Below are 22,779 nucleotides of genomic sequence, written 5' to 3' on the forward strand. Positions count from 1 at the left end.
GAACTCAGAAGTTCAGCCCGGAGAACATGACTCGATTCGGGTCGTACTTCTGCCGCACGGTCGTCAGCCGCGACAGGTTCGAGCCGAAGTAGCGCGCCGGCGCGCCATTGGCCTCCAGGTAGTTCACATATCCGCCGACCGAAATCTGTTGCACCGCTTGGTGCGCTGAGCTCAGCCAGCTGTTCGCGGCGCTGACCTGGCTACTGGAGGGTTCGACGTACCACTGCAGGACGGCGGCCTGATTGCGCCACGGAAAGGCGGTGTCACCCGCGGCCACGTCCGCGACGGCGCCACCGAGCGGATCGACGAGGACCGACGCCTGTCCGGCGCCTGCCGGCCATTGCCCTATCGCGGTGGCAATGGCATGGGCCGCAGCGGAATCCACCCGCCCGACGACGTCGGATCCGGCCACGAAGGAGCGCGCCGGAGGGTCGGCGCTGCCGCCGGCCAGGAACATCACCAGATCCGTGCGGTTCATCGTCTTGTTCGAAACAGAGGTGGGCGCCACCCCGACCGCGGACTTGATCGCATCGACCACTCCCGACCCCGTGCCGGCCGGGCACGTTGCGAGCACATGGCAATTCGGGGCGGAGCCGACCATGAGATCGACGATGCCCCAGGTGTTTCGGTCGGCGGCGTTGAGCCAGGACTGCCAGCCGACGAGCACCTGGGTGGCCGACGCGGGCGGGAAGTCGAGCCGCACGACGTCGCTGTCGGCCGTCGCGAGGGTGGAGAACGTCATCGACGTCGTCACCCCGAAATTGCCGCCGCCACCGCCGCGAAGCGCCCAGAACAGATCGGGGTTGTCGTTGGCGGAGGCGGTCACCACGTCGCCGCTGGGCAGCACGACCGTCGCCGACTGCAGCGCGTCACAGGTCAGGCCCGCGCGCCGGGTGTCGGGCCCGATCCCACCGCCGAGCGCGAGACCGGCGACGCCGACGGTCGGGCACGTACCGCTGGGTATCGCGCGACCGGCGCCGGTCAAAGCCTGGTGGATCGCGTACAGGGTGGTCGCCGGGGTGACGGTGACGTTGTTGCCGTCGAAGTTGGCGCCGCCCGGAAGCCCACGCAGGTCCAGGACCAACGTGCCGTTGGCGCTCGAGGCACCGACGTACGAATGCCCACCGCCGCGCGGCGCGACCTTGAGGTTGTTCGCCGCCGCGAATGCGACCGCCTTCTGCACGTCGGCCTGCGACGAAACCGTCACGACCGCAGCGGGACTGGAGTTGTCATAGAACGAGTTGAAAACCTTTTTGCTGGTGGAGAATTGAGCGGCATTGGTCGGCAGGACAACAGTGCCGCCGATGGAGGAGGCCAGACCGCCCCATCCGGCGACGGGATCCGCCGCGGCCCGCGCGGTGCCCAGAACCGCACCGGTTGCCAGCATTCCGACGGCGCCGCGGAGAAAGGCCTGGCGCGAGATGTCCCTCTGCAACCAGGGGTCCAGCGGACGGCTGCGATTCGTCGTCATGTGCGGAGATTCTTAAACATTTCTCACCGAAAAGCCCGGAGCTTACGGCCGTGTCAGATCACAGTGTGGCCTCGATCCGCCGCGGGTCTTGACGCCACACGGCGCCCTAATAATCGACGCTGCGGCCGCGGTGACCGCGCAAAACGCTTATTGTGCGAAGCTTTATCCCACCGTGTCGCAAACGTGACAGTGATAGCTCAGAGTTCGTAACGTGATTCGAGTGCTTCCGGCGCACTCCACGAATGAGGGGGAGGCTGCATGAAGGCACGTTCACGAACGCAACACTGGATCTGGGTGTTTCGGAACCAGCCCCTGACCGTTCGCCTGCTGGCGGTGGCCGCCGGCCTGCTCACCGCGGCGTCGGCGTTCGCGGCTCCAGCCGGCGCGGACAACCCCGACGACAATTTCATCGACGCGCTCAACCACGCCGGCATCGACTTCGGCGAACCCGGGAACGCGATGTCGGTCGGTCAGTCCATCTGCCCGATGCTCGCCCAGCCGGGCGGCAACTTCGCCGCGGCCGCGTCCAGCGTGTCCGGCCGGGGCATGTCCCCCATGATGGCGCGCATGTTCACCACCATCGCGATACAGACTTACTGTCCCGAACAGATGGCAAACCTGGCCAGCGGCAATCTGTCCGGCGCGGTGCCGCAGATGCCCGGCATGGCCGGGCAGATCCCCGGCATGCCCGGGATGGCGGGGCAGATCCCCGGAATGGCGGGGCAGATCCCGGGTATCTAACGGGTGCCGAGCGGATCGATGGTCCACGCGATGTAGACCATCGCTCCCGCGACCGTCGCGGTGGTGATGAAGTCAATTCCCTTGCTGCGCACCGCCAAAAGACCGGACCGATCATCGGACAGCACCAATCGCAACGCCGCCGCCAGACCGACCCCGATACCGATCAGCAGCGAACCGCGACGCCAGAAGCTGGCCCCCACCAGCGCGAGCGCCGTGGCGAAGGTCAAGCCGACCAGCAGGATCGGCCACTGGGCCCTGACGACGGACCTCGCGTTCATTGCCGCTCGGCCAGCTCGACGACGTTGCTCAGCAGGAACGCCCGGGTCAAGGGACCGACTCCGCCGGGATTCGGCGACACGTGGCCGGCGACCTCCCACACGTCGGGGTGCACGTCGCCGACCAACCCGTTGTCGGTCCGGCTGACGCCCACGTCGACGACCGCGGCGCCCGGACGCACCATGTCGGCGGTCAGCATGTGCGGCACCCCGACGGCGGCCACGACGATGTCCGCCTGCCGGGTGTGCGCGGCCAGATCGCGAGTTCCGGTGTGGCACAACGTCACCGTGGCGTTCTCGGAACGGCGGGTGAGCAGCAGCCCCAACGGGCGGCCGACCGTCACCCCGCGGCCGATGATGACCACATGCGCCCCCGCGATCTCGACGTCGTAGCGCCGCAGCAGGTGCACGATCCCCCGCGCGGTACACGGCAGCGGTGCCGGAACGCTGAGCACCAGCCGGCCCAGGTTCGTCGGGTGCAGTCCGTCCGCGTCCTTGTTCGGGTCGACACGCTCCAGCGCCGCGTTCTCGTCCAGCTGCTTGGGCAGCGGCAACTGCACGATGTAGCCGGTGCAGTCGGGGTTGGCGTTCAGCTCGTCGATGGTGTCTTCCAGCGTCGCGGTGCTGATGTCGGCGGGCAGGTCGCGGCGGATCGACGTGATGCCGACCTTGGCGCAATCCGCGTGCTTGCCGCGCACGTAGGCCTGCGAGCCGGGATCGTCACCGACCAGGATGGTGCCCAGTCCGGGGGTGCGACCCGACGCGGTCAGCGCGGCCACCCGTTGTTTGAGGTCGACGAAGATCTCGTCGCGGGTGGCCTTGCCGTCCAGTGTGATTGCGCCCACGCCTGACAGTCTGGCAGACAGCGGGGATGGCGACCCGCCACGCCCGGCTTCGCCGCGCTTGCGACCACCATTAAGCTCCCGATATGTCAACCCCTCCGGACGTGTTCAGCCCGGCCAAGCTCGGCCCGATCACGCTGCGCAATCGCACCATCAAATCGGCGACCTTCGAGGCCCGCACGCCCGACACCTTGGTGACCGACGACCTGATCGAATACCACCGCCTGCCCGCGGCGGGCGGCGTCGGCATGACGACCGTCGCTTATTGCGCCGTCTCCCCCGGCGGCCGCACGGAGGGCAACGGGATCTGGATGCGCCCGGAGGCGGTGCCTGGATTCCGGCGGCTCACCGACGCGATCCACGCCGAGGGCGCGGCGGTCAGCGCGCAGATCGGCCACGCCGGTCCGGTCGCCAACGCCAAATCCAACAAGGCCAGGGCGCTGGCGCCGGTGCGGTTCTTCAATCCGATCGGGATGCGGTTCGCCAAGAAGGCGACCCGCGACGACATCAACGATGTCATCGAGGGGCACGCCAACGCGGTCCGGCTGGCCATCGAAGCCGGCTTCGACGCGGTCGAAATCCACTTGGGCCACAACTACTTCGCCAGCTCGTTCCTGTCCCCGCTGATCAACCGCCGCGACGACGAGTTCGGCGGATCGCTGGAAAACCGGGCGAAGGTGGCCCGCGGCATGGTCATGGCCGTGCGCCGGGCAGTGGAAAAGGAGGGCACGCCGATCGCGGTCACCGCCAAGCTCAACATGACCGACGGCGTCCGCGGCGGCATCTCCATCGAGGAATCGCTGACCACCGCCAAGTGGCTGCAGGACGACGGCGGGCTGGACGCGATCGAACTCACCGCGGGCAGCTCGCTGGTCAACCCGATGTACCTGTTCCACGGTGACGCGCCGCTCAAGGAATTCGCCGGGGCGTTCAAGCCGCCGCTGAGCTGGGGCATGCGCATGACGGGCAAGAAGTTCCTTCGCGAATACCCCTACCGCGAGGCCTATTTGTTGCGGCACGCGAAGCTGTTCCGCGCCGAGCTGACCATGCCGCTGATCCTGCTCGGCGGCATCACCAATCGGGAGACGATGGACCTGGCGATGGCCGAGGGATTCCAATTCGTCGCGATGGGCCGGGCGCTGCTGGCCGAGCCGGACCTGATCAATCGGATCGCGGCAGACGGCGCCGCGCACAGCGTGCGTTCGGCCTGCACGCACTGCAACAAGTGCATGGCCACCATCTACACCCGCACCCAGTGCGTGGTCACAGGCGCGCCCGATCTGCTAGCCCGCTGACGATCGCGGGCCGCCAACGCACATTTGGGCCTCAGGTTGGCCTCGGGTCCACGAGTTACAGTTGGTGCGATGAGCTCAGCAGCCCCGCCCGTCTTGACGGTTCGTTTTGACGGGTCAGAACGCACCTTTGCCGCCGGTCACGACGTGGTGGTGGGGCGCGATCTGCGCGCCGACATGCGCATCACGCACCCGTTGATCTCGCGCGCGCATCTGTTGCTGCGCTTCGACCAGGGCCGGTGGCTGGCGATCGACAACGGTTCGCTCAACGGCACTTTCGTGAACGGTCGGCGGGTGCCGGTGGTCGAGATCCACGACGGTCAGTGCCTCAACATCGGAAACCCGGACGGGCCTCAGCTGCTGTTCGAGGTTGGGCGGCACCAGGGAATGGCCGGGCGCCCACCGCAAACCGAATCGATGGGCATTCCGGCCGCCGCTCACCCCGGCGGGACGGCCTGGTCCGCCGCGCCGGGTGGCCCGCCCGTCGCCGCGCCACCCGGTCCCCCACCCGGACCGGCGGGCCGCCCGCCCAACTGGGCGTCGCCGCCGCGGCGCCCGCACCCGGGCGCGGCCGGGCAGCGCCCCGCCCCGCCGGGGCAACCGATGTATCCGGGCGGCGGCCGCGCGCCGGCTCCTCCGCCCGTCGTACCAGCGCCACCTTCCACCTTCCAGCCGCACCCGCAGATGCCGGCGCCAGAAACCCGGATGTCACCCACCAACGCCAAGCCGCCCGAGGTGGCGAACCTGGCGACGAAGATGTTCCAGGCGCTCAGGCCCTCGCGATCCGGAGCCATCCAGAAGCCTTCCGGCGCGCTGACCATCGGCCGTGCCACCGACAACGACGTCGTCATCCAGGACGTCCTCGCATCCCGCCACCACGCGTTTCTGACCCAGACGCCGCTGGGCACCGAGATCCGCGACGCCCACAGCGTCAACGGGACCTTCGTCAACGGTGTGCGGGTGGGGTCCGCGGTGCTGACCGAGGGCGACGTGGTCACCATCGGAAACGTCGACCTGGTCTTCACCCGCGGTGAGCTGCTCCGCCGCACCGAGGCGGCGACGCGCAGCGGCGGCCTGGAAGTGAACTCCGTGTGCTACACCGTCGACCACGGAAAGCAGCTGCTCGACCACATCTCGCTGACCGCCCGGCCCGGCACGCTGACGGCCATCATCGGTGGTTCGGGTGCCGGCAAGACCACGCTGTCGCGGCTGATCGTGGGCTACACCAGCCCCACTTCGGGCACCGTGACCTTCGAGGGTCATGACATCCACGCCGAGTACGCGTCGATGCGCAGCAGGATCGGGATGGTCCCGCAGGACGACGTCGTGCACCGCCAGCTGACCGTCAACCAGGCCCTGAACTACGCCGCCGAGTTGCGGCTGCCCCCCGACACCAGCAAAGCCGAGCGGGCTCAGATCGTCGCCCAGGTGCTCGAAGAACTCGACATGACCAAGCACGCCGAAACCCGGGTCGACAAGCTGTCGGGCGGCCAGCGCAAGCGCGCCTCGGTGGCCCTCGAGCTGCTCACCCAGCCCTCCCTGCTGCTGCTCGACGAGCCGACCTCCGGCCTGGACCCCGCGCTGGACCGTCAGGTCATGCTGATGCTGCGCCAGCTCGCCGACGCCGGCCGCACGGTGTTGGTGGTGACCCACTCGGTGTCCTACCTGGACGTCTGCGATCAGATCCTGCTGGTCGCGCCGGGCGGCAAGACCGCGTTCTGCGGGCCACCCGACCAGGTCGAGGCGGCCATGGGCACCCGCAACTGGGCCGACATCTTCGCCAAGGTGGGCGCCGACCCCGACGAGGCCAACCGCCGGTTCAAGGAGCGCAATCAGCAGCAGTCCCAGGCGCCGTCCCCGCAGAGCCCGGCCGACCTGGGCGAACCCCCGAAGTCGGACCTATGGCGGCAGCTGTCCACGATCGCCCGCCGCCAGGTGCGCCTCGTCGTGTCCGACCGCGGTTACACGATCTTCCTGGCGATCCTGCCGTTCCTCATCGGCGCGCTGTCGCTGACGGTGAAAGGCCCCCACCCCGGCCTCGGCCCGGCCGATCCGCTGGGCGTCGCCCCCACGCAGCCGCAGTACATCATGGTGCTGCTGAACATCGGCGCCGTCTTCATGGGCACCGCGCTGACCATCCGCGACCTGATCGGCGAGCGCGCCATCTTCCGGCGGGAGCAGGCCGTCGGGCTGTCCACGACCGCCTACCTGCTGGCAAAGATCGCGGTGTTCTGCATCTTCGCGACGATGCAGGCGGCCGTCGCGACGATGATCGTGCGGCTGGGCAAGGGTGCGCCGACGGCCCACCCGCCGTTCTTCGGCAACTCCACCTTCTCGCTGTTCGTCACCGTCGCCGGCACCTGTGTGGCGTCGGCGATGCTCGGCCTGCTGCTGTCGGCCGTGGCGCAGTCCAACGAACAGATCATGCCGCTGCTGGTGGTGTCGATCATGTCGCAGCTGGTGTTCTCCAGCGGCATGATCCCGGTCTATCAGCGCTTCGGCCTCGAGGAGCTCGCGTGGCTGACACCGGCCCGCTGGGGCTACGCCGCGGGCGCGTCGTCGATCGACTTTCCGTCGCTGGTGAAGGTCAAACAGATCCCGATCAACGACCCGATCTGGCAGCACTCGAAACACATCTTCGTGTTCGACATGGCGATGCTCGCGTTCCTGTCCATCGCCTACACCGGCTTCGTCCGATGGCACATCCGGCTGAAACGCTGAGATGACTCAAGGCGCGGCGCCCGTCCTGACTGTTCGATCCGACCGATCGAAGGGCAGCTTCTCGGCTGGCCGCGACGTCGTCGTCGGAAGCGACCTGCGCGCGGACCTGCGGGTGGCGCACCCACTGGTCGCCCGCTCGCACCTGCTGCTGCGCTTCGATCGCGGCAAGTGGATTGCGCTGGACAACAATTCGCTGAACGGGGTGTACGTGAACGGCCAGCGGGCGCCGCTGGTCGACATCGAGGACGGCCAGACCGTCAACATCGGCAAGCCCGACGGCCCCCGGATCACTTTCGAAATCGGCCACCACACCGGGGCCGTGGGCATGCTCCCGCCGACCACGGAGTCGATCCCGGTCATCTCGCCGCCCAGCGACGCCCAGCCCGCGCGTGCGCAGCCTGCCGGTCAGCGTCCGCCGGCGCCGCCGCGGCAACCACCGGCGCAGCCGCCGCGCCCGTGGGAGGGTCCGCACCGCACCACCGCCGTACCGATCGTCCGGCCGGACGCCGCAACCCGCTCGGTATCGCAGACGGGCGGGCTGCCGGAGCTCAATCAGCCGACCCAGATCGGCGTGAGCGGCCAGGTCGCGGAGTTCCCGACCACGCGGGTGAAGAACCTGGGTCCCGGTTCCGAGCGGGCGACCGACCGGCCCGGACGCGCGGCCTGGATCGGCCGCGCCCTTGACAACGACATCGTCATCCACGACGTGCTGGCGTCCCGCCATCACGCGTTTTTGACCCCGACGCCGGCGGGCCCCGAGATCCGCGACGCCAACAGCAGCAACGGCACCTTCGTCAACGGGGTCAAGGCCGCGTCGGCGGTGCTGTCCGAGGGCGACGTGGTGACCATCGGCAACGTCGACCTGGTGTTCTCCGGCGGCATCCTGGTCCGCCGCCAGGAGGCGGCCGCGCGCACCGGCGGCCTGGAGGTGCGGGGCGTCGACTTCAGCGTCAGCGGCAAGAACCTGCTCGAAAAGATCTCCCTGACGGCCCGGCCGGGCACGCTGACCGCGCTCATCGGCGGGTCCGGCGCGGGCAAGACCACGCTGTCGCGGCTGATCGCCGGGTACGCCACCCCGACCTCCGGGCTGGTCACGTTCGAGGGCCACAACATCCACACCGAGTACGCGTCGTTGCGGACCAGGATCGGGATGGTCCCCCAGGACGACGTGGTGCACCGCCAGCTCACGGTCAACCAGGCCCTGGGCTACGCCGCCGAGCTGCGGCTGCCGCCCGACACCACCAAGGCCGACCGGGAAGAGGTCGTCGCGCAGGTGCTCGACGAACTGGGGCTCACCCAGCACGGCGACACCCGGGTCGACAAGCTCTCCGGCGGGCAGCGAAAGCGTGCCTCGGTGGCCCTCGAACTGCTCACCGGGCCGTCGCTGCTGATCCTCGACGAGCCGACCTCCGGCCTGGACCCGGCGCTGGACCTGCAGGTCATGACGATGCTGCGCCAGTTGGCCGACGCCGGCCGGGTGGTGTTGGTCGTCACCCACTCGCTGACCTACCTCGACGTCTGCGACCAGGTGCTGCTGATGGCGCCCGGCGGCAAGACCGCCTTCTTGGGGGCGCCCGACCAGATCGGGACGGTCATGGGGACCACCAACTGGGCGCAGATCTTCGCCAAGGTGGGCGCCGACCCGGACGAGGCCAACCGCCGCTTCCTGGCGCAGAACAAACCCCCGCCGCCGGTTGAGGCGGAGGCACCGGCCGATCTGGGCGTCGTGCCTAGCACCAGCATGCGGCGCCAGTTCTCCACCGTTGCCCGCCGCCAGGTTCGCCTGGTCGTCTCCGACCGCGCCTATTTCGTGTTCCTGGCGCTGCTGCCGTTCGTGATGGGTGCGCTGTCGCTGACCGTTCCCGGCCACACCGGTTTCGGCTACGCCGACCCGACGAGTGATTCGGCCGGCGAGGCCGGCACCATCCTGACGCTGCTCACCATGGCGGCGGCGTTCATGGGCACAGCGCTAACGATCCGCGACCTCATCGGCGAGCGCCCGATCTTCCGGCGGGAGCAGGCGGTCGGGCTGTCGACGACGGCCTACCTGCTGGCGAAGATCGCGGTGTTCTGCGTGTTCGCCGTCATCCAGGCGGCCATCGCGACCGCCATCGTGGTGGCCGGCAAGGGCACCCCGAAGCGGCCGGCCGTGCTGCTCGGCAACGCCACCCTCGAGCTGTTCGTCGCCGTCGCGGCGACGTGTGTGGCCGCCGCGATGCTGGGCCTGCTGCTGTCGGCGCTGGCGCGCTCCAACGAGCAGATCATGCCGCTGCTGGTGGTGTCGCTCATGGGGCAGATGGTGCTGTCCGGCGGGATGGTGCCGGTCACCAACCGGATCTTCCTCGACCAGTTGTCCTGGGCTGTGCCCTCGCGGTGGGGGTACGCCGCGCAGGCGTCGACGGTCGACCTGTGGACCGTGTCGCCCGGCCCGCAAAGCCCGCGGGACAGCCACTTCCAGCACACGCCGGGCGCCTGGCTGTTCGACATGGGCATGCTGGCGGCGTTATCGGTCGGCTACGCCGTTCTGGTGCGGTGGCGCATCCGGCTCAAGCACTGAGCCGATCAGCCGTCGAGGCGCAGCCCCTGAGCCGCCGCGAAGGCCACCGCCTGGCCGACGTCGACGCGGGCGCCCGCCAGCGACGCGGTTCTCCACAACGAGGGATCCACGGTCGCGCCGCGCAGGTCGGCGTCGTCCAGCCGGGCGCCCGTCGTCCGCGCGCCGGACAGGTCGGCGCCGCGCAACACCGCCTTGCGCAGGTCCGCTTCCACCAGGCTGGCCTCGCGCAGCCGGCAGCCGCTCAGGTCGACGCCGCGCAGGTCGTTACCACCGAGCACCGCGAGCGTGAAGTCGACCTCGTCGAAGGCGATCGGCCGCATCCGGCACTGCACGAAGACCGAGCCCAGCATACTGCACTGCGCGAAATCGCTGTGCCACAACGAAGTTCGCTTGAACGTGCAATTGCGGAACGCCGACCCGCGGTGCTGCGACTCGGCCAGGTTGGCGCCGCTGAAGTTGCACTCGTCGAACACGACCCGTTCGGTCTGCCACCGGCTGAGGTCCTCGTCGGTGAAGTCGTGGCCGTCGAAGTGACGATCAACCCACCGGGTGCTCAACTGGCAGTCAGGCTGGCCAGAGCGTATTCGCTGACCGCGATCAGCGCATCGGTCGCCGACCGGCGATCCCGGGCGTCGACCGAGATCATCGGGATGTGCGCGGGCAAGGTGAGCGCCTCGCGCACCTCCGCAACGGGATAGCGCGGCGCGCCATCGAACTCGTTGACCGCGACCAGGAACGGCAGGTTGCGGTGCTCGAAGAAGTCGACCGCGGCGAAGCTGTCCTCCAGGCGCCGGCAGTCCACCAGCACGATCGCCCCGATGGCGCCCCGAACCAGGTCGTCCCACATGAACCAGAACCGGCGCTGCCCCGGCGTGCCGAACAGGTAGAGCACGAGGTCCTCGTCCAGCGTGATCCGGCCGAAGTCCATCGCGACGGTGGTGGTCCGCTTATCCGGGGTGGCCTCCAGCGCGTCGACGGCCGTCGAGGCGTCGGTGAGCATCGCCTCGGTGCGCAACGGCATGATCTCCGACACCGCCCCGACGAACGTCGTCTTGCCGGCACCGAACCCGCCCGCGATGACGATCTTCGTGGAAGCGTGGGCGGAGTCGGAGTACATCTCGGAGTGCGCCTCAGAGTGCCTTAAGGCCACGCAGCGTCCTTCCTATCAGTTCGTGGCGCTCATCGGAGGTCGAACGCTCGGACAACGTCCTATGCACCCGAAGGTAGCCGGACAAAACCAGATCGCCGACCAGGACGCGCGTGACACCGAGCGGCAAATCCAGCCGGGCGGAGATCTCCGCGACCGACGGACTGCCCACGCAGAGTTGGATGATCTTGCCTTTCGCGTCGTCGGCTGGCCACCGGTAAGCCAGGCCGGCCTGCAACGTCTGTATCGGCGCTTCCACCGGAAGGTCGACGTCGGTGCCGGTCCGTCCGGAGGTCAGGGTGTACGGGCGGACCAGATTCCCTCTACCTGCGCCCGGCCGGGGTTCGCGTTCGTCCATCGCGGCTCACGAGACGCCAGACCGGCGGGTGGACTGCACCACGCCCCCGACCCGCTCGACCAGGATGGCCATCTCGTAGCCGATTTGACCGATGTCACACGACGTGGCGGCGAGCGTGGCCAGATGCGAGCCGTCACCGACGCGCATCAACAGCAGGTAGCCGTGTTGCATCTCGACCACCGACTGCAGCACCTGGCCGCCCTCGAACAGCTGCGCGGCGCCGGTCGCGAGGCTGGCCAGACCGGAGGCCACCGCGGCCAACTGGTCGGCGCGCTCACGTGGGAGATGCTCGCTGGCGGCGAGGGGCAGTCCGTCGACGGAGACCAGCAAGGCGTGCGCCACGCCGGGAACCTCGCGGGCGAACCGCGTCACCAGCCAGTCCAGTGAATTGTCAGGTGAATTCATTCCTGATCGGGCCCTTGAGTCGTGTCGCGGGCGTGCGACCGGCCGGTGCGCACGCCGCCGAAGTGATTACTGAAGGAGGCGCGAACCGCCTCGGGATCGCGCGCCGCCGCGGCGTGCTGCGGCTCGCGGGCGGAGTGGCTGCCACCGTTGGTTCCCTGGTCTTCCTCGGCCGGCTGGTCCTCCTCGGGCAGGCCCGTCCCGTTGGCCGTCCCCGGCACCAGCCGGGCGCCGGGCGTGCGCACCGGAAGGCCGTGCTCGGCGGTGCGTGATTCGACGGGCTTCTCCTCCGCCGCCGCCGCCAGCGTCCAACCGCGGTCCCACACCGACTGCCAGTCCAGGTCGGGGCTGTTGACCAGGTCGTGCGGGTCGCCGAGCATCTCCGACAGCATCCGCCGGTAGATCACGTCGTCGTCGGCCGGGGCGCTGTCGCTCTTGGGGACGGCCGGAATCGACGGGCCGGGCGCGCTCGGGGCGGGGGCCGCAGGCTTGTCGGCCTCCCGCGACCGCGCGGCGAAGAACGCCGACGTGTCCGACGCCGTCCGCGCCGGCGCGGGTTTGGGGTCCGGCTCCGCCGGGGTGCCGCTCTCCCACCACGGGGTGGGGAGTTCGCGCCGGTGCCGCTGGGGCTGCCGCTCTTCGGCGGGCACCTCGGTGATGCCGCTGGAACCGGGGTTGCGCCGCGGCAGCAGCGTGACCGGCGGTACGGGAGCCTCGGCGTGCGGGAGCGCCGGCTCGGGCCTGCGTTCCTCGGCCGGCGCGGCGAGTTGTGCGCTGGGGGACGAAACGGCCCGGATCCGCGTGGCTCGGACGGGCCGGGCCGCGCCCTCGAGGATGGTCGGCGGCAGGTAGATCTCCGCGGTGGTGCCGGAGCCCGTCTCGTTCGCCGCCGGGCCGCGCAGCCCCACCCGGATGCCGTGCCCCGCCGCGATCCGGCCGACCACGAAAAGCCCCATGTGGCGCGCGTTGTCGGGGCTGACCTCGCCCCCGGCCTGCAGCCGCATGTTCGCCATGCGGCGATCGGTGTCGTTCATGCCCAGGCCGGAGTCGGCGATCCGCACCACGACTCCCCCGTCCCCGCCGCGGCCCGCCGAGACCCGCACGGGAGTCGACGGCGGTGAGTAACGCAGGGCGTTGTCGATCAGCTCGGCGAACAGGTGAATGGCGCCGCCGGCGGCCGCGCCGATCAGCGTGCTGTTGTCGGGCAGTCCGGCGATTTCGACGCGGCGGTAATCCTCGACCTCGGACACCGCTGCGTTGAGCACCGTCGACAGCGGCACCGGGTCACGCTGGTCGCGGGCCAGCTGCGCGCCGGCGAGCACCAGCAGGTTGGCGCTGTTGCGGCGCAGCCGGGCGGCGAGGTGATCCAGCCGGAACAGGCTGTCCAGGCGTTCGGGGTCCTCCTCGTTGCGCTCCAGCCGATCGATGAGCGACAGCTGTTGGTCGACCAGCGACCGGCTGCGGCGCGACATGGTCTCGAACATGTCGTTGACCAGCAGTCGCAACCGCGCCTCGTCGCCGGCCAGCAGCAGGGCCTGGGTGTGCAGTTCGTCCACCGCGTGGGCGACCTGGCCGATCTCCTCGGTGGTGTACACCGGCAGCGGTTGCGGCGTCGGCTCGGCGCCGCCCGCCTTGACCCGGGCGATCTCCTCCTCGAGGTCGGTGTGGGCCACCTTGAGGGCGCCGTCACGCAGGATGCGCAGCGGCCGCACCAGCGCGCGCGCCACCAGCAACACGACGACCAGCGCGATGACGATGGCGCCCAGCACCAGGATGGTGTCCAGGATCGCGGCGTTGCGCTTGTCCGCGGCCTGCGCGTGCACCGACTTGGTCACCGACGCGGTGGCGTCCTTGATGACCTGTTCGGCGATGTCGTCGGTGGTCTGTATCGAGCGCAGCAGGTCGGGGTTGTCGACGAGCACGCTGGCCGGATCGGACATGATCGCCATCCGGGCCACCAGCTGCTGCTGCAGTGTCTTGGCTTCCGGCGATCCGGCGCCGAGCACTTCGCTCATCCCGAACAGGGTCGACGGCTCGGTCCCGGCCAGGGTGATCATCGAGGTCCGCAGTTGCGGCTCGGGCAGCTCGGCGCCGCGGGTGACGAGGATCTTCTGCATCGTCATCTGCCCGCGCGCCCCGACCGCCCGGCTCAGCCCCTCCGTCTGCGCGCGAATCTTCTCGTCGTCGACGCGCACCGACGCATTGATGACGTCCTCCGCGGTCAGCAGGATCGGGGCATACAGGGTCACCCGCTCCCGCAAACCGAGGCCGTTGTCGGACGCCTTGTTCACCAGCATCTGACCGCCGTCCAGCAGGTTGTTCACGCCCGAGCGCACTTCGGCGCTCACGTCGGTGTCGTGCAGCCGCGTGTCCAACTCGTACTTGCGCGCCTCGAAGTTCTTCTTGGCCCCCTCCACGTCGCGCCCGGTGCTGCCCGCCATCAGGGCGACGTCCAGGGCGGACATGTATTTGGTGACCACCGGGACCACGTCGGCGCGGGCGGCCGCGAGCCGCAGACCGCCCGCGTTCGCCATCGCGCCCTCGATGCGCAGCACCCCGAACACCGTCGCCAACACCAGCGGGACCAGCACAATCGCCAGCACTTTCCACCGAACCGGCCAGTTGCTCAGCGACCAGGTCGGCGGGCGTTTGTCCGGCGCCGGGTCGGTGGCGTGCGGCTGTGGGGATTCGGAGGCGGCCGCCTCGGCCGGGTTGGCCGGGCGGGCGAACATGGTCACGTCGCCACGGCCGTGCGACCGGCCGCCGCGCTGATGGTCAGCGCTCGAGAAATCGAGAGGCTCATGAGACTTCCTGCTTTATCCACCCGTACCACGCCAGATGGGCGCGAGCGCGTCAACGTGGCAATCCGACGAGTATGACAGCCCGCGGCCCAGGTCACCAGAATCGTTACTGAGCAGACAGGTCCCTCCAAGGTGGACCCGCGCACGGGCGGACGATTCTGGCAAACGGTTCCTACACCGGCCGGAGGACCGCGACGAGGAAATCCGAGCCATCGGCGAACGGTCGCAGGTCCCAGGTGGAGAGCAGCAGATCCGGCGCGAAGCCGGCCGCCGCCGCGTCGTCGAGGAAAGCGGCGAACGCGTAATCGCGGCCGGCGCCGAAGCCGATCGCCGCCCGGCCGTCGCCCTTGAGGTGGGCGCGCAGCCGGCCCAGCACCCGCCCCCGCGTGCTGGGGGCGAGGAAAGTCATGACGTTCCCGGCGGACACGATCACGTCGAACGGCTCGGCGATGCCGCGGGCGGGCAGGTCCAGTTCGGCGAGGTCGCCGACGAGCCAGCGCGGGCCGGGATGATCCTGCTCGGCCGCTTCGATGAGCGCCGGGTCGACGTCGACGCCAACGACGTCGTGACCGGCGGCGGCCAGGTACCCGCCCAGCCGGCCGGGGCCGCAACCCGCGTCGAGGATCCGGGCGCCCCGGGGCGCCATCGCGTCCACGAAGCGGGCCTCGCCGGCAAGGTCATCACCGGCGCGGGCCATCGCGCGGAACCGCTCGATGTACCACTGCGAATGTCCGGGATCGGCAGTGACTTTCTGCATCCAGATGCTCTGCTCGACCATGCGACCATTATCGCGTTGTGTTCAAGCTGATGTTCTACTCCCCGCGCATCGCCCCCAACACGGGCAACGCGATCCGGACGGCGGCGGCGACGGGCTGCGAATTGCATCTCGTCGAGCCGATGGGCTTCGACCTGTCCGAACCGAAGGTGCGGCGGGCCGGGCTGGACTATCACGACCTCGCGTCGGTGACCGTCCATGCCTCACTCGAGGCCGCCTGGGAGGCGCTCGCGCCGGCCCGGGTGATCGCGTTCACCTCGCACGCGCCCACCTCGTTCGCCGATGTCCGCTACCGGGCGGGCGACGTGTTGATGTTCGGGCCCGAACCCACCGGGCTGGACGCGGCGACGCTGGCCGACGCGCACATCACCGAGCAGGTGCGGATCCCGATGCTGGCCGGCCGCCGCTCGCTGAACCTGTCCAACGCGGCGGCCGTCGCCGTGTATGAGGCCTGGCGGCAGCACGGCTATCACGGGGCGCTCTGAGCGATGAGTTCCGGGCGCGGCGCGAGTCAGCAGTGACATGGCAACCTTCATCACGATCGGTTACGGCGACGAGGCCGGATACCACCAGTTGAGCGACGACCGCAGACAGGCCGCACACGCCCGCGACGACGAACTCAGCGCGTCCGGCGCGCTCGTCGCCCGAGCCGGAGACCCCGTGCAGGTGCGCAACCCGGACGGCACGGGGGTGCGGATCGAGCAGGGCCCCTTCCTCCGATCGGCGATGCCGATCGCGGGGTTCGCGGTGTTGGAGGCCGACGATCTCGACGCGGCGATCGAGCGGGTGAGTCAGACGCCCTGCGCGGTCGCGCACGGGGTGGTCGAGGTGTGGCCGCTTCAGACCTGATTACCAAGCGTCCCAATGGGTGACCTGCTCGGCGGGCAACCGCTTGGCGGGGCGGAAGTCGGTGCCCTTGGTGTAGGCGATCGGGAACAGCCCGCCCTGGCTGTATTTGTCGTAGGGAATGCCCAGCACGTCGGCCACCTGCTGCTCGCCGTCGCGCAGTAGGTGCAGCGTCGTCCAGCACGAGCCCAGCCCGCGGGAGCGCAGCGCCAGGCAGAAGCTCCAGACCGCCGGGAACAGCGAGGCCCAGAACGACACGCCGCCCAGTGGCGTCTTGTCCTCGCGGCCTTCGATACAGGGGATCAACAACACCGGCGCCTCGTGCATGTGCTCGGCGAGGTAGGTCGCGGAATCGCGGACCTTGTCCATCCGCTCGCCGCGGGTGTCCCCCTCGCCGTATTGCGGCGCCGGCGCGCTGAGGTAGCCGCGGGCGTTGGACAGATAGACGTCGCCGATCGCCTTCTTCTTCTCCGCGTCCTCGACGAACACCCATTGCCAGCCCTGTGAATTGGACCCTGTGGGCGCCTGCAACGCCAGGTCGAGGCATTCCACCAGCACCTCGCGGCCGACCGGCTTGTCGAAGTCGAGACGTTTGCGGACCGAGCGGGTGGTGGTGAGGACTTCGTCGACGGACAAGTTGAGGGTCATGCTTGGAGACTACCGATGCCGCAATCAGGGGTGTCGTTTCGGGACCGATGGCCGAAGCGTCTGTGACCAACGGCCCTACGTCGGGCCGCGGATATGCGGCGATAGTCGTCCCGAACAGCAGTTTCTGCATGACAGACATGAGGGGGCGATTGGCGATGCCGGCAGGCCACCAATCCGTGGATGCTCGCGTTCCCGCGCATTCCGGGAGTTCGCCACGGAACCGATTGGGCCGCAACGTTACTGCCGTTGAGCGCATCGGTGTCCTCGCGCTCGCCGTGTTCATCGTGGTGGCCGTGGGGTGGGCGTCCAGGACGCCGAGCCACGCGATGCCCACCGGCGACAAGGGCCTGCCCGGGAAGTGGCTCGGAGATGCGCAGTGCTACGACGGCTCCAAGGGCACCGCGGCCCTGGAGGTCACCAGCGTCGTCTTCAACGAGTTCCACGGCAAGATGAGCTACTCACCGTGGGGCTTTTGCGAACAGTATCACGATGAATACCTCTGGGGCAGTGTGAATCCGGACGGCAGTCTGCAGGGCAATGTGTTCGCCGGAACCTATTTCTACAGCCGTACCAATGACTGGACGCTGCAATACAACTGGGACCAACAGTGGGGCGGCGTGGACAAATGGATCCACGGGCGGCTGGTCAAGCAGACCGGCGAACCCATGCCCGTACCGGCACAGCCCGCCAACTAGCTGGGAAGGATGAAGCAGATGAAAATTCTTGGTCGTGCGGCAATTTGGGCCGCAGTGGTGACGGTAGGACTCGGTATGACATCCGGGGTGCGTGCCAGTGCCGAAGACTATCTGTATGTGCATACCCAGACCGGAAGGACGCGGTGTTCCATCGGAACGCACGACGTTCTATGCGTGAGCCAAACCCTGGAATTGCCAGTAGGATTCGGCAACAACGCGGCACAGGTCGATGACACGGGCAAGTTGCAATACCTGGGCGTGGGTATGGTCGGCGACCCTGATCGCGATATCGTGCTGCATTACGGCGAGACGTATCACCTGCAGGGCTGGACGGTGCTGCCAACGGATCATGGCACCCGGTTCACCAACGACCGCACCGGCCACGGCATGTTCGTGAGCGTTCACGGGATCTATTCGTTCTGAGGCGCGAACGCAAGAGCCTCACCGGAAGTCGCGGGACTTCGAGCCGACGGCCAGGGTGATGCTGCCCAGCCGCTCGGCGACGACGGTGACTGCCCCGCTGGCGTTTTGGACCTGACCGCGCACCAGCATCGCCGGCGCGGCGTTGGCCAGCTTGCGGTGCCGCGCCCACACCGCCGGCGTACAGAGCACGTTGACCATGCCCGTCTCGTCCTCGAGGTTGAGGAACGTCACCCCCTGGGCCGTCCCGGGCCGCTGCCGGTGGGTCACCGCGCCGGCGATCAGCACCCGGTCGCCGTCGGGCACGCTGAGCAGCTGCGCGGCGGGAACCACGCCCAGCGCGTCCAGGTCCGCCCGCAGGAACTGCGTCGGATAGCTGTCCGGGGAGACGCCGGTGGCCCACACGTCCGCGGCGGCCAGTTCCAGCTCACTCATCCCGGGCAACGCCGGGACGTGCGACGACGAGCCCACACCCGGTAAGCGGTCCGGCCGTTGCGTGGCGGCCGCCCCGGCCGCCCACAGCGCCTCCCGCCGTGACATGGAAAAGCAGCCCAGCGCCCCGGCCGTCGCCAGCGCCTCGGTCTGCGGCACCGAGAGCTGCAGCCGGGTGGTCAGGTCCAGCAGGGATACGAAGGGGCCGTTGGCCTTTCGCTCCTGCACCAGCCGCTCGGCGAGGTCGTCACCGATGTGGCGGACGGCGCCCAGGCCGAGGCGGACCTCCGCCCCTTCGTTCTCGAGCGTGGCGTGCGCCAGGCTGGCGTTGACGTCGGGCCCGTGCACCGTCACGCCGTGCCGGCGGGCGTCGGCCACCAGCGACTGCGGCGAATAGAAGCCCATCGGCTGGGCGCGCAACAGCGCCGCGCAGAACGCCGCCGGGTGATGCAGCTTGAACCACGACGAGTAGAACACCAGCGACGCGAAGGACAGCGCGTGGCTTTCCGGGAAGCCGAAATTGGCGAAGGCCTCCAGCTTTTCGTAGGTCCGGTCGATGACATCGTCGGGGGCGCCGTGCAGCGCGCGCATGCCGTCGTAGAACCGGCCGCGCAGCCGTCGCATGCGTTCGGTCGAACGCTTGGAACCCATCGCGCGGCGCAGCTGGTCGGCCTCGGCGGCGGAAAAGCCGGCGCAGTCGACCGCCAGTTGCATCAGCTGCTCCTGAAACAGCGGCACCCCCAGCGTCTTTCGCAGCGCCGCCTCCATGGACGGGTGGTCGTAGGTGACCGGGTCGAGGCCGTTGCGCCGCCGGATGTAGGGGTGCACCGACCCGCCTTGGATGGGTCCTGGGCGGATCAGCGCCACCTCCACCACCAGGTCGTAGAAGATCCGCGGCCGCAGCCGGGGCAGGGTGGCCATCTGCGCCCGGGACTCCACCTGAAACACACCGACGGAATCGGCGCGGGCCAGCATCTCGTAAACCGCCGGCTCGGAGAGGTCGAGTTTGGCCAGGTCCACCTCGATCCCCTTGTGCTCTGCCACCAGGTCGATGGCGTAGTGCAGCGCCGAGAGCATGCCCAGCCCGAGCAGGTCGAACTTCACCAAACCGATTGCCGCACAGTCGTCTTTGTCCCACTGCAGAACGCTGCGGTTCTCCATGCGCGCCCACTCCACCGGGCACACGTCGGCGATCGGGCGGTCGCAGATCACCATGCCGCCGGAATGAATGCCCATGTGCCGCGGCAGGTTCCGGATCTGGTTCGCCAGATCGACCACCTGCTCGGGGATGCCTTCTATGTCGGGCGAGTCCGCCAGGCCGTTCCAGTGGCTGATCTGCTTGCTCCACGCGTCCTGCTGCCCCTGCGAGAAGCCGAGGGCGCGGGCCATGTCGCGCACGGCGATCCGGCCCCGGTAGGTGATGACGTTGGCGACCTGGGCGGCGTAGTCGCGGCCGTATTTGTCGTAGACGTACTGGATGACCTTTTCGCGCTCGTCCGACTCGATGTCCATGTCGATGTCGGGCGGCCCGTCCCGGGCGGGCGACAGAAACCGCTCGAACAACAGCTCGTTGGCCACCGGATCCACCGCGGTGACGCCCAAGGCATAACAGACCGCGGAATTGGCCGCCGATCCCCTGCCCTGACACAGGATGTTGTTCTCCCGGCAGAACCGGGCGATGTCGTGCACCACCAGGAAGTAACCCGGAAATGTCAGCTGCGCAATAACTTTCAGTTCGTGCTCGATCTGGGAGTAGGCGCGCGGCGCGGCATCGGCCGGTCCGTAGCGGTCCCGCGCCCCGGCCATGGTCAGCTGCCGCAGCCAGCTGTCCTCGGTGTGCCCGGCGGGCACGTCGAACGGCGGCAGCTGCGGCGCGATCAACGCCAGCCCGAACGCGCACTGTTCGCCGAGCTCGGCGGCGGCGGTCACCGCTTCGGGCCGCTGCCCGAACAGCCGGGCCATCTCCTCGCCGGATCGCAGGTGCGAGCCGCCCAGCGGGGCCAGCCACCCGGCGGCGGCGTCCAGGGACTGCCGCGCCCGGATCGCGCCCATCGCCATGGCCAGCCGCCGCCGCGACGGCCCCGCGAAATGCGCCCCGGTGGTGGCGACGACGCCGACGCCGAAGCGTGGTGCCAGCGCGGCCAGCGCCGCGTTGCGTTCGTCGTCGAGCGGGTGGCCGTGGTGGGTCAACTCGATGCTGACCCGGTCCGCACCGAACCGGTCCACCAGGTCGGCCAGCGCCCGCCCCGCCGCGTCCGGACCTTGTGACAGGGCTTGGCGCACATGGCCTTTCCGGCAGCCGGTCAGGATGTGCCAGTGCCCGCCGGCGGCCTCGGTCAGCGCGTCCAAGTCGTAGCGCGGCTTGCCTTTCTCCCCGCCGGCCAGGTGCGCCGCGGCCAGCTGCCGCGACAGCCGCCGGTAGCCCTCCGGGCCGCGGGCCAGCACCAGCAGGTGAGGGCCGGGCGGGTCCGGCGTCTCGGTGCGGGCCCCCGGCCCCAGGGACAGCTCGGCGCCGAACACGGTACGCAGCTCGAGTTCGGCGGCCGCTTCGGCGAATCGCACCGCCCCGTACAGGCCGTCGTGGTCGGTCAGCGCCAGCGCACGCAACCCCAGCCGGGCGGCCTCCTCGACCAGCTCCTCCGGCGTGCTGGCCCCGTCGAGGAAGCTGAACGCCGAATGCGCGTGCAGCTCGGCATAGGGAACGGACGAGCGGGCCCCCCGGGTGTCGTCCGGCGGTCGGTAGGTTCCGCGCTTAGGCGACAGGGGGGCGTCCTCCCCGGGTACCACCGGCACGCCGGCATGGCGCGGCTTGCCGTCGAGCACCCGCTCCATTTCCGCCCAGCTCGGCGGGCCGTTAAACCAACCCATACCAGCCCACAACCGCAGTCTATCGAATGTTTGTTCGAATTGCCTCCGACCCAGGACAACCGTTGTTAAACCGATCTTCAACTCCTAAACAAGGTCTTAACGCCGAGGGCCTAGCCCCGGCACCAGCCCGGGCAGACACTGGTACCAGGGCAAAAAGTCGACCGCGGGGGCGAGCATGGCGCAGGTGAGGGCACTGGATGCGGCGTTCCTGACGGCTCAAGACCCCGATCAGCACGCCGGCCTCGCAACCGGCGCGGTGGCCATCGTCGACGGCGGCGCACCCGACTTTCAGCGCCTCAAAAGTATTCTGGCGGAACGCATTCGGGTCGACTGCCCGGAATTCGACCTCGCCCGCCACGTGCGCCGAATGGCGATTCCCCGACCGGGCGACGACGCCGAGCTGTCCCGGGCCATCGCGCACGCCCTCGAGCGCCCCCTGGGCTCGGATCGTCCGCCATGGGAATGCTGGGTGATCGAGGGCCTCAAGGGCAACCGGTGGGCGATCCTGATGAAAACGCATCACCGCCTCCTGGACGGCGACTCGCCCGCCCAGCTGCTCACCAGGCTGTGCGACGACGCCGATGTCGCTACCTTTGCCAATGACCCCGCATCCCAACAGGTCCCGCGGCAGCCGGTGCGGCGACAGGGCTGGTCCGATGTGCTGTGGCGGGCGTCCTGGACTGCAACCGGCGCCGCCCTCGGCGCGGTATGGCCCGTGCTGCAGGCGCACGACCGGGTCGCCACTGGGCGGCGTTATGCCACAGTGCGGGTCCCGATCGCCGACGTCGACCGCGTCTGCCGCAAGTTCGCTGTGGCCGTCAACGACGTCGCGCTGGCCGCCACCAGCGACGGCTTCCGGATGGTGCTGCTCGGGCGCGGCGAGGAGCCGCGGGCGGACTCGCTGCGTGCCCTGGTGCCGACGCCGATCCGTTCGCCGTATCTGCCGGTCGAAGGCGACGACCCGGTGCAGCGCTTGCGGACCGTGCAGACCAGGTGGAACGACAAGGAAACGGGCCCTCCGCCATCCGGGGGCATCGTCGGGTGGGTGCTCAATTCCTTGCCAACGGTGCTGCGGGACAGCGTCATCCAGTTGGTGACGCGGCTGCCGCAGCGCGCCATCGTCACGCTGGTGACCCATGCGCCCGGGCCCCGCCATCGGCTGCGCCTCATGGGCCAGACCATGGAGCGCTTGCTCCCCATTCCCCCGACCGACGTCCAGTTGAGCACCGGGGTCGCGGTGCTGAGCTACGGCGACGAACTCGTATTCGGCATCACCGCCGAGCCCGGTGCCACGTTTGACGTCAAGCAGTTGGCCGCCGGCATCGAACTGGGCATGGCGCGGCTCGTGGCGCTCAGCCAGGACTCGGTGCTGCTGTTCGGCGATCGCCGCCGCAAGCGGTCGCCGCGCGCGTTTCCCGGTCGCGCGCCGGGCGCGCGCCCACCCGCGCCGGGGCACGCGCGGCACTGACCCGCTCCCGGCCGGGCTGA

Annotated in this window: 20 protein-coding genes; 9 read left to right on the forward strand and 11 right to left on the reverse strand. The window is 69.4% G+C overall.

Annotation, left to right across the window (positions count from 1 at the left end):
- Window positions 1-4 precede the first annotated feature (4 nt).
- Window positions 5-1,435 carry an FAD-binding oxidoreductase gene (locus A5756_RS00970; protein WP_066945917.1) on the reverse strand — a complete coding sequence of 477 codons (1,431 nt, stop codon included), beginning with the start codon at window positions 1,433-1,435 and terminating at the stop codon, window positions 5-7.
- Between the two features lie 294 nt (window positions 1,436-1,729).
- Between A5756_RS00970 and A5756_RS00975 the strand changes: the two genes are divergently transcribed.
- Complete coding sequence (locus tag A5756_RS00975) at window positions 1,730-2,212, forward strand: DUF732 domain-containing protein (RefSeq protein ID WP_066945446.1); 483 nt, start codon at window positions 1,730-1,732, stop codon at window positions 2,210-2,212.
- Here the strand turns inward: A5756_RS00975 and A5756_RS00980 are convergent.
- Window positions 2,209-2,490, reverse strand: a complete 282-nt coding sequence (locus A5756_RS00980; RefSeq protein ID WP_066945449.1) for a DUF3017 domain-containing protein — start codon at window positions 2,488-2,490, stop codon at window positions 2,209-2,211. The two genes, A5756_RS00975 and A5756_RS00980, sit on opposite strands and share 4 nt — an antisense overlap.
- Window positions 2,487-3,332 carry a bifunctional methylenetetrahydrofolate dehydrogenase/methenyltetrahydrofolate cyclohydrolase gene (locus A5756_RS00985; protein ID WP_066945453.1) on the reverse strand — a complete coding sequence of 282 codons (846 nt, stop codon included), beginning with the start codon at window positions 3,330-3,332 and terminating at the stop codon, window positions 2,487-2,489. Before A5756_RS00985 ends, A5756_RS00980 begins: the two co-directional genes overlap by 4 nt.
- 83 nt (window positions 3,333-3,415) lie before the next feature.
- On the opposite strand from A5756_RS00985, the gene A5756_RS00990 reads away from it, so the two are divergent.
- From A5756_RS00990 to A5756_RS01000, 3 genes are all read left to right on the forward strand, one after another.
- Window positions 3,416-4,624: an NADH:flavin oxidoreductase gene (locus A5756_RS00990; protein WP_066945456.1), complete on the forward strand. Its 1,209-nt coding sequence runs from the start codon at window positions 3,416-3,418 to the stop codon at window positions 4,622-4,624.
- A gap of 69 nt (window positions 4,625-4,693) precedes the next feature.
- On the forward strand, window positions 4,694-7,342 hold the full coding sequence (locus tag A5756_RS00995) for an FHA domain-containing protein (protein ID WP_066945460.1): 2,649 nt from the start codon (window positions 4,694-4,696) through the stop codon (window positions 7,340-7,342).
- 1 nt (window position 7,343) lies between these two features.
- A complete protein-coding gene (locus A5756_RS01000) occupies window positions 7,344-9,899 on the forward strand; it encodes an ATP-binding cassette domain-containing protein (RefSeq protein ID WP_066945464.1) in 2,556 nt (851 codons plus the stop codon).
- 5 nt (window positions 9,900-9,904) lie between these two features.
- On the opposite strand, the gene A5756_RS01005 is transcribed toward A5756_RS01000, so the two are convergent.
- The 6 genes from A5756_RS01005 to A5756_RS01030 all read right to left on the reverse strand — a co-directional run bounded on the left by A5756_RS01005 (window position 9,905) and on the right by A5756_RS01030 (window position 15,385).
- Window positions 9,905-10,456 (reverse strand): pentapeptide repeat-containing protein, encoded by a 552-nt coding sequence (locus tag A5756_RS01005; protein ID WP_066945467.1) that lies wholly within the window; start codon window positions 10,454-10,456, stop codon window positions 9,905-9,907.
- Window positions 10,453-11,049, reverse strand: coding sequence for an ATP/GTP-binding protein (locus A5756_RS01010; RefSeq protein WP_156659117.1), 597 nt, complete (start codon window positions 11,047-11,049; stop codon window positions 10,453-10,455). Before A5756_RS01010 ends, A5756_RS01005 begins: the two co-directional genes overlap by 4 nt.
- Window positions 11,030-11,404, reverse strand: a complete 375-nt coding sequence (locus A5756_RS01015; RefSeq protein WP_066945473.1) for a DUF742 domain-containing protein — start codon at window positions 11,402-11,404, stop codon at window positions 11,030-11,032. The genes A5756_RS01010 and A5756_RS01015 overlap by 20 nt, the downstream gene beginning before the upstream one ends.
- A 6-nt stretch (window positions 11,405-11,410) precedes the next feature.
- Window positions 11,411-11,809 (reverse strand): serine protease inhibitor, encoded by a 399-nt coding sequence (locus A5756_RS01020; protein ID WP_066945476.1) that lies wholly within the window; start codon window positions 11,807-11,809, stop codon window positions 11,411-11,413.
- Window positions 11,806-14,538, reverse strand: a complete 2,733-nt coding sequence (locus A5756_RS01025; RefSeq protein WP_066945920.1) for an ATP-binding protein — start codon at window positions 14,536-14,538, stop codon at window positions 11,806-11,808. The genes A5756_RS01020 and A5756_RS01025 overlap by 4 nt, the downstream gene beginning before the upstream one ends.
- Before the next feature lie 241 nt (window positions 14,539-14,779).
- Complete coding sequence (locus A5756_RS01030) at window positions 14,780-15,385, reverse strand: bifunctional 2-polyprenyl-6-hydroxyphenol methylase/3-demethylubiquinol 3-O-methyltransferase UbiG (RefSeq protein WP_066945478.1); 606 nt, start codon at window positions 15,383-15,385, stop codon at window positions 14,780-14,782.
- A gap of 17 nt (window positions 15,386-15,402) precedes the next feature.
- Between A5756_RS01030 and A5756_RS01035 the strand changes: the two genes are divergently transcribed.
- Window positions 15,403-15,867 carry a tRNA (cytidine(34)-2'-O)-methyltransferase gene (locus tag A5756_RS01035; protein ID WP_066945481.1) on the forward strand — a complete coding sequence of 155 codons (465 nt, stop codon included), beginning with the start codon at window positions 15,403-15,405 and terminating at the stop codon, window positions 15,865-15,867.
- A 37-nt stretch (window positions 15,868-15,904) separates the two neighbouring features.
- On the forward strand, window positions 15,905-16,231 hold the full coding sequence (locus tag A5756_RS01040; RefSeq protein WP_066945484.1) for a YciI family protein: 327 nt from the start codon (window positions 15,905-15,907) through the stop codon (window positions 16,229-16,231).
- Here A5756_RS01040 and A5756_RS01045 read toward each other — a convergent pair whose 3' ends face one another.
- Entirely contained in the window at window positions 16,232-16,876 is a 645-nt protein-coding gene (locus tag A5756_RS01045) for a nitroreductase family protein (protein WP_066945487.1), read from the reverse strand.
- A gap of 224 nt (window positions 16,877-17,100) precedes the next feature.
- Between A5756_RS01045 and A5756_RS01050 the strand changes: the two genes are divergently transcribed.
- On the forward strand, window positions 17,101-17,571 hold the full coding sequence (locus A5756_RS01050) for a hypothetical protein (RefSeq protein WP_066945490.1): 471 nt from the start codon (window positions 17,101-17,103) through the stop codon (window positions 17,569-17,571).
- Between the two features lie 9 nt (window positions 17,572-17,580).
- On the forward strand, window positions 17,581-17,994 hold the full coding sequence (locus A5756_RS25745; protein WP_156659121.1) for a hypothetical protein: 414 nt from the start codon (window positions 17,581-17,583) through the stop codon (window positions 17,992-17,994).
- Window positions 17,995-18,012: 18 nt separating this feature from the next.
- Here A5756_RS25745 and A5756_RS01060 read toward each other — a convergent pair whose 3' ends face one another.
- On the reverse strand, window positions 18,013-21,291 hold the full coding sequence (locus A5756_RS01060) for an error-prone DNA polymerase (RefSeq protein WP_066945497.1): 3,279 nt from the start codon (window positions 21,289-21,291) through the stop codon (window positions 18,013-18,015).
- 175 nt (window positions 21,292-21,466) lie between these two features.
- Here A5756_RS01060 and A5756_RS01065 point away from each other — a divergent pair, with 175 nt between their 5' ends.
- Complete coding sequence (locus A5756_RS01065; protein ID WP_066945500.1) at window positions 21,467-22,759, forward strand: wax ester/triacylglycerol synthase domain-containing protein; 1,293 nt, start codon at window positions 21,467-21,469, stop codon at window positions 22,757-22,759.
- The last annotated feature ends 20 nt before the right edge of the window (window positions 22,760-22,779 follow it).

The organism is Mycobacterium sp. 852002-53434_SCH5985345 (assembly GCF_001667155.1).
Classification (GTDB): Bacteria; Actinomycetota; Actinomycetes; order Mycobacteriales; family Mycobacteriaceae; genus Mycobacterium.

Bases quoted from the DNA above. Each gene is read 5' to 3' on its own strand.
- A5756_RS01025 (WP_066945920.1), bottom strand. From the start codon at position 14,538: ATGTTCGCCCGCCCGGCCAACCCGGCCGAGGCGGCCGCCTCCGAATCC.
- A5756_RS00980 (WP_066945449.1), bottom strand. From the start codon at position 2,490: ATGAACGCGAGGTCCGTCGTCAGGGCCCAGTGGCCGATCCTGCTGGTC.
- A5756_RS00995 (WP_066945460.1), top strand. From the start codon at position 4,694: ATGAGCTCAGCAGCCCCGCCCGTCTTGACGGTTCGTTTTGACGGGTCA.
- A5756_RS01040 (WP_066945484.1), top strand. From the start codon at position 15,905: ATGGCAACCTTCATCACGATCGGTTACGGCGACGAGGCCGGATACCAC.
- A5756_RS01045 (WP_066945487.1), bottom strand. From the start codon at position 16,876: ATGACCCTCAACTTGTCCGTCGACGAAGTCCTCACCACCACCCGCTCG.
- A5756_RS00990 (WP_066945456.1), top strand. From the start codon at position 3,416: ATGTCAACCCCTCCGGACGTGTTCAGCCCGGCCAAGCTCGGCCCGATC.
- A5756_RS25745 (WP_156659121.1), top strand. From the start codon at position 17,581: ATGAAGCAGATGAAAATTCTTGGTCGTGCGGCAATTTGGGCCGCAGTG.
- A5756_RS01020 (WP_066945476.1), bottom strand. From the start codon at position 11,809: ATGAATTCACCTGACAATTCACTGGACTGGCTGGTGACGCGGTTCGCC.
- A5756_RS01060 (WP_066945497.1), bottom strand. From the start codon at position 21,291: ATGGGTTGGTTTAACGGCCCGCCGAGCTGGGCGGAAATGGAGCGGGTG.
- A5756_RS01015 (WP_066945473.1), bottom strand. From the start codon at position 11,404: ATGGACGAACGCGAACCCCGGCCGGGCGCAGGTAGAGGGAATCTGGTC.
- A5756_RS01000 (WP_066945464.1), top strand. From the start codon at position 7,344: ATGACTCAAGGCGCGGCGCCCGTCCTGACTGTTCGATCCGACCGATCG.
- A5756_RS01030 (WP_066945478.1), bottom strand. From the start codon at position 15,385: ATGGTCGAGCAGAGCATCTGGATGCAGAAAGTCACTGCCGATCCCGGA.
- A5756_RS00975 (WP_066945446.1), top strand. From the start codon at position 1,730: ATGAAGGCACGTTCACGAACGCAACACTGGATCTGGGTGTTTCGGAAC.
- A5756_RS01065 (WP_066945500.1), top strand. From the start codon at position 21,467: ATGGCGCAGGTGAGGGCACTGGATGCGGCGTTCCTGACGGCTCAAGAC.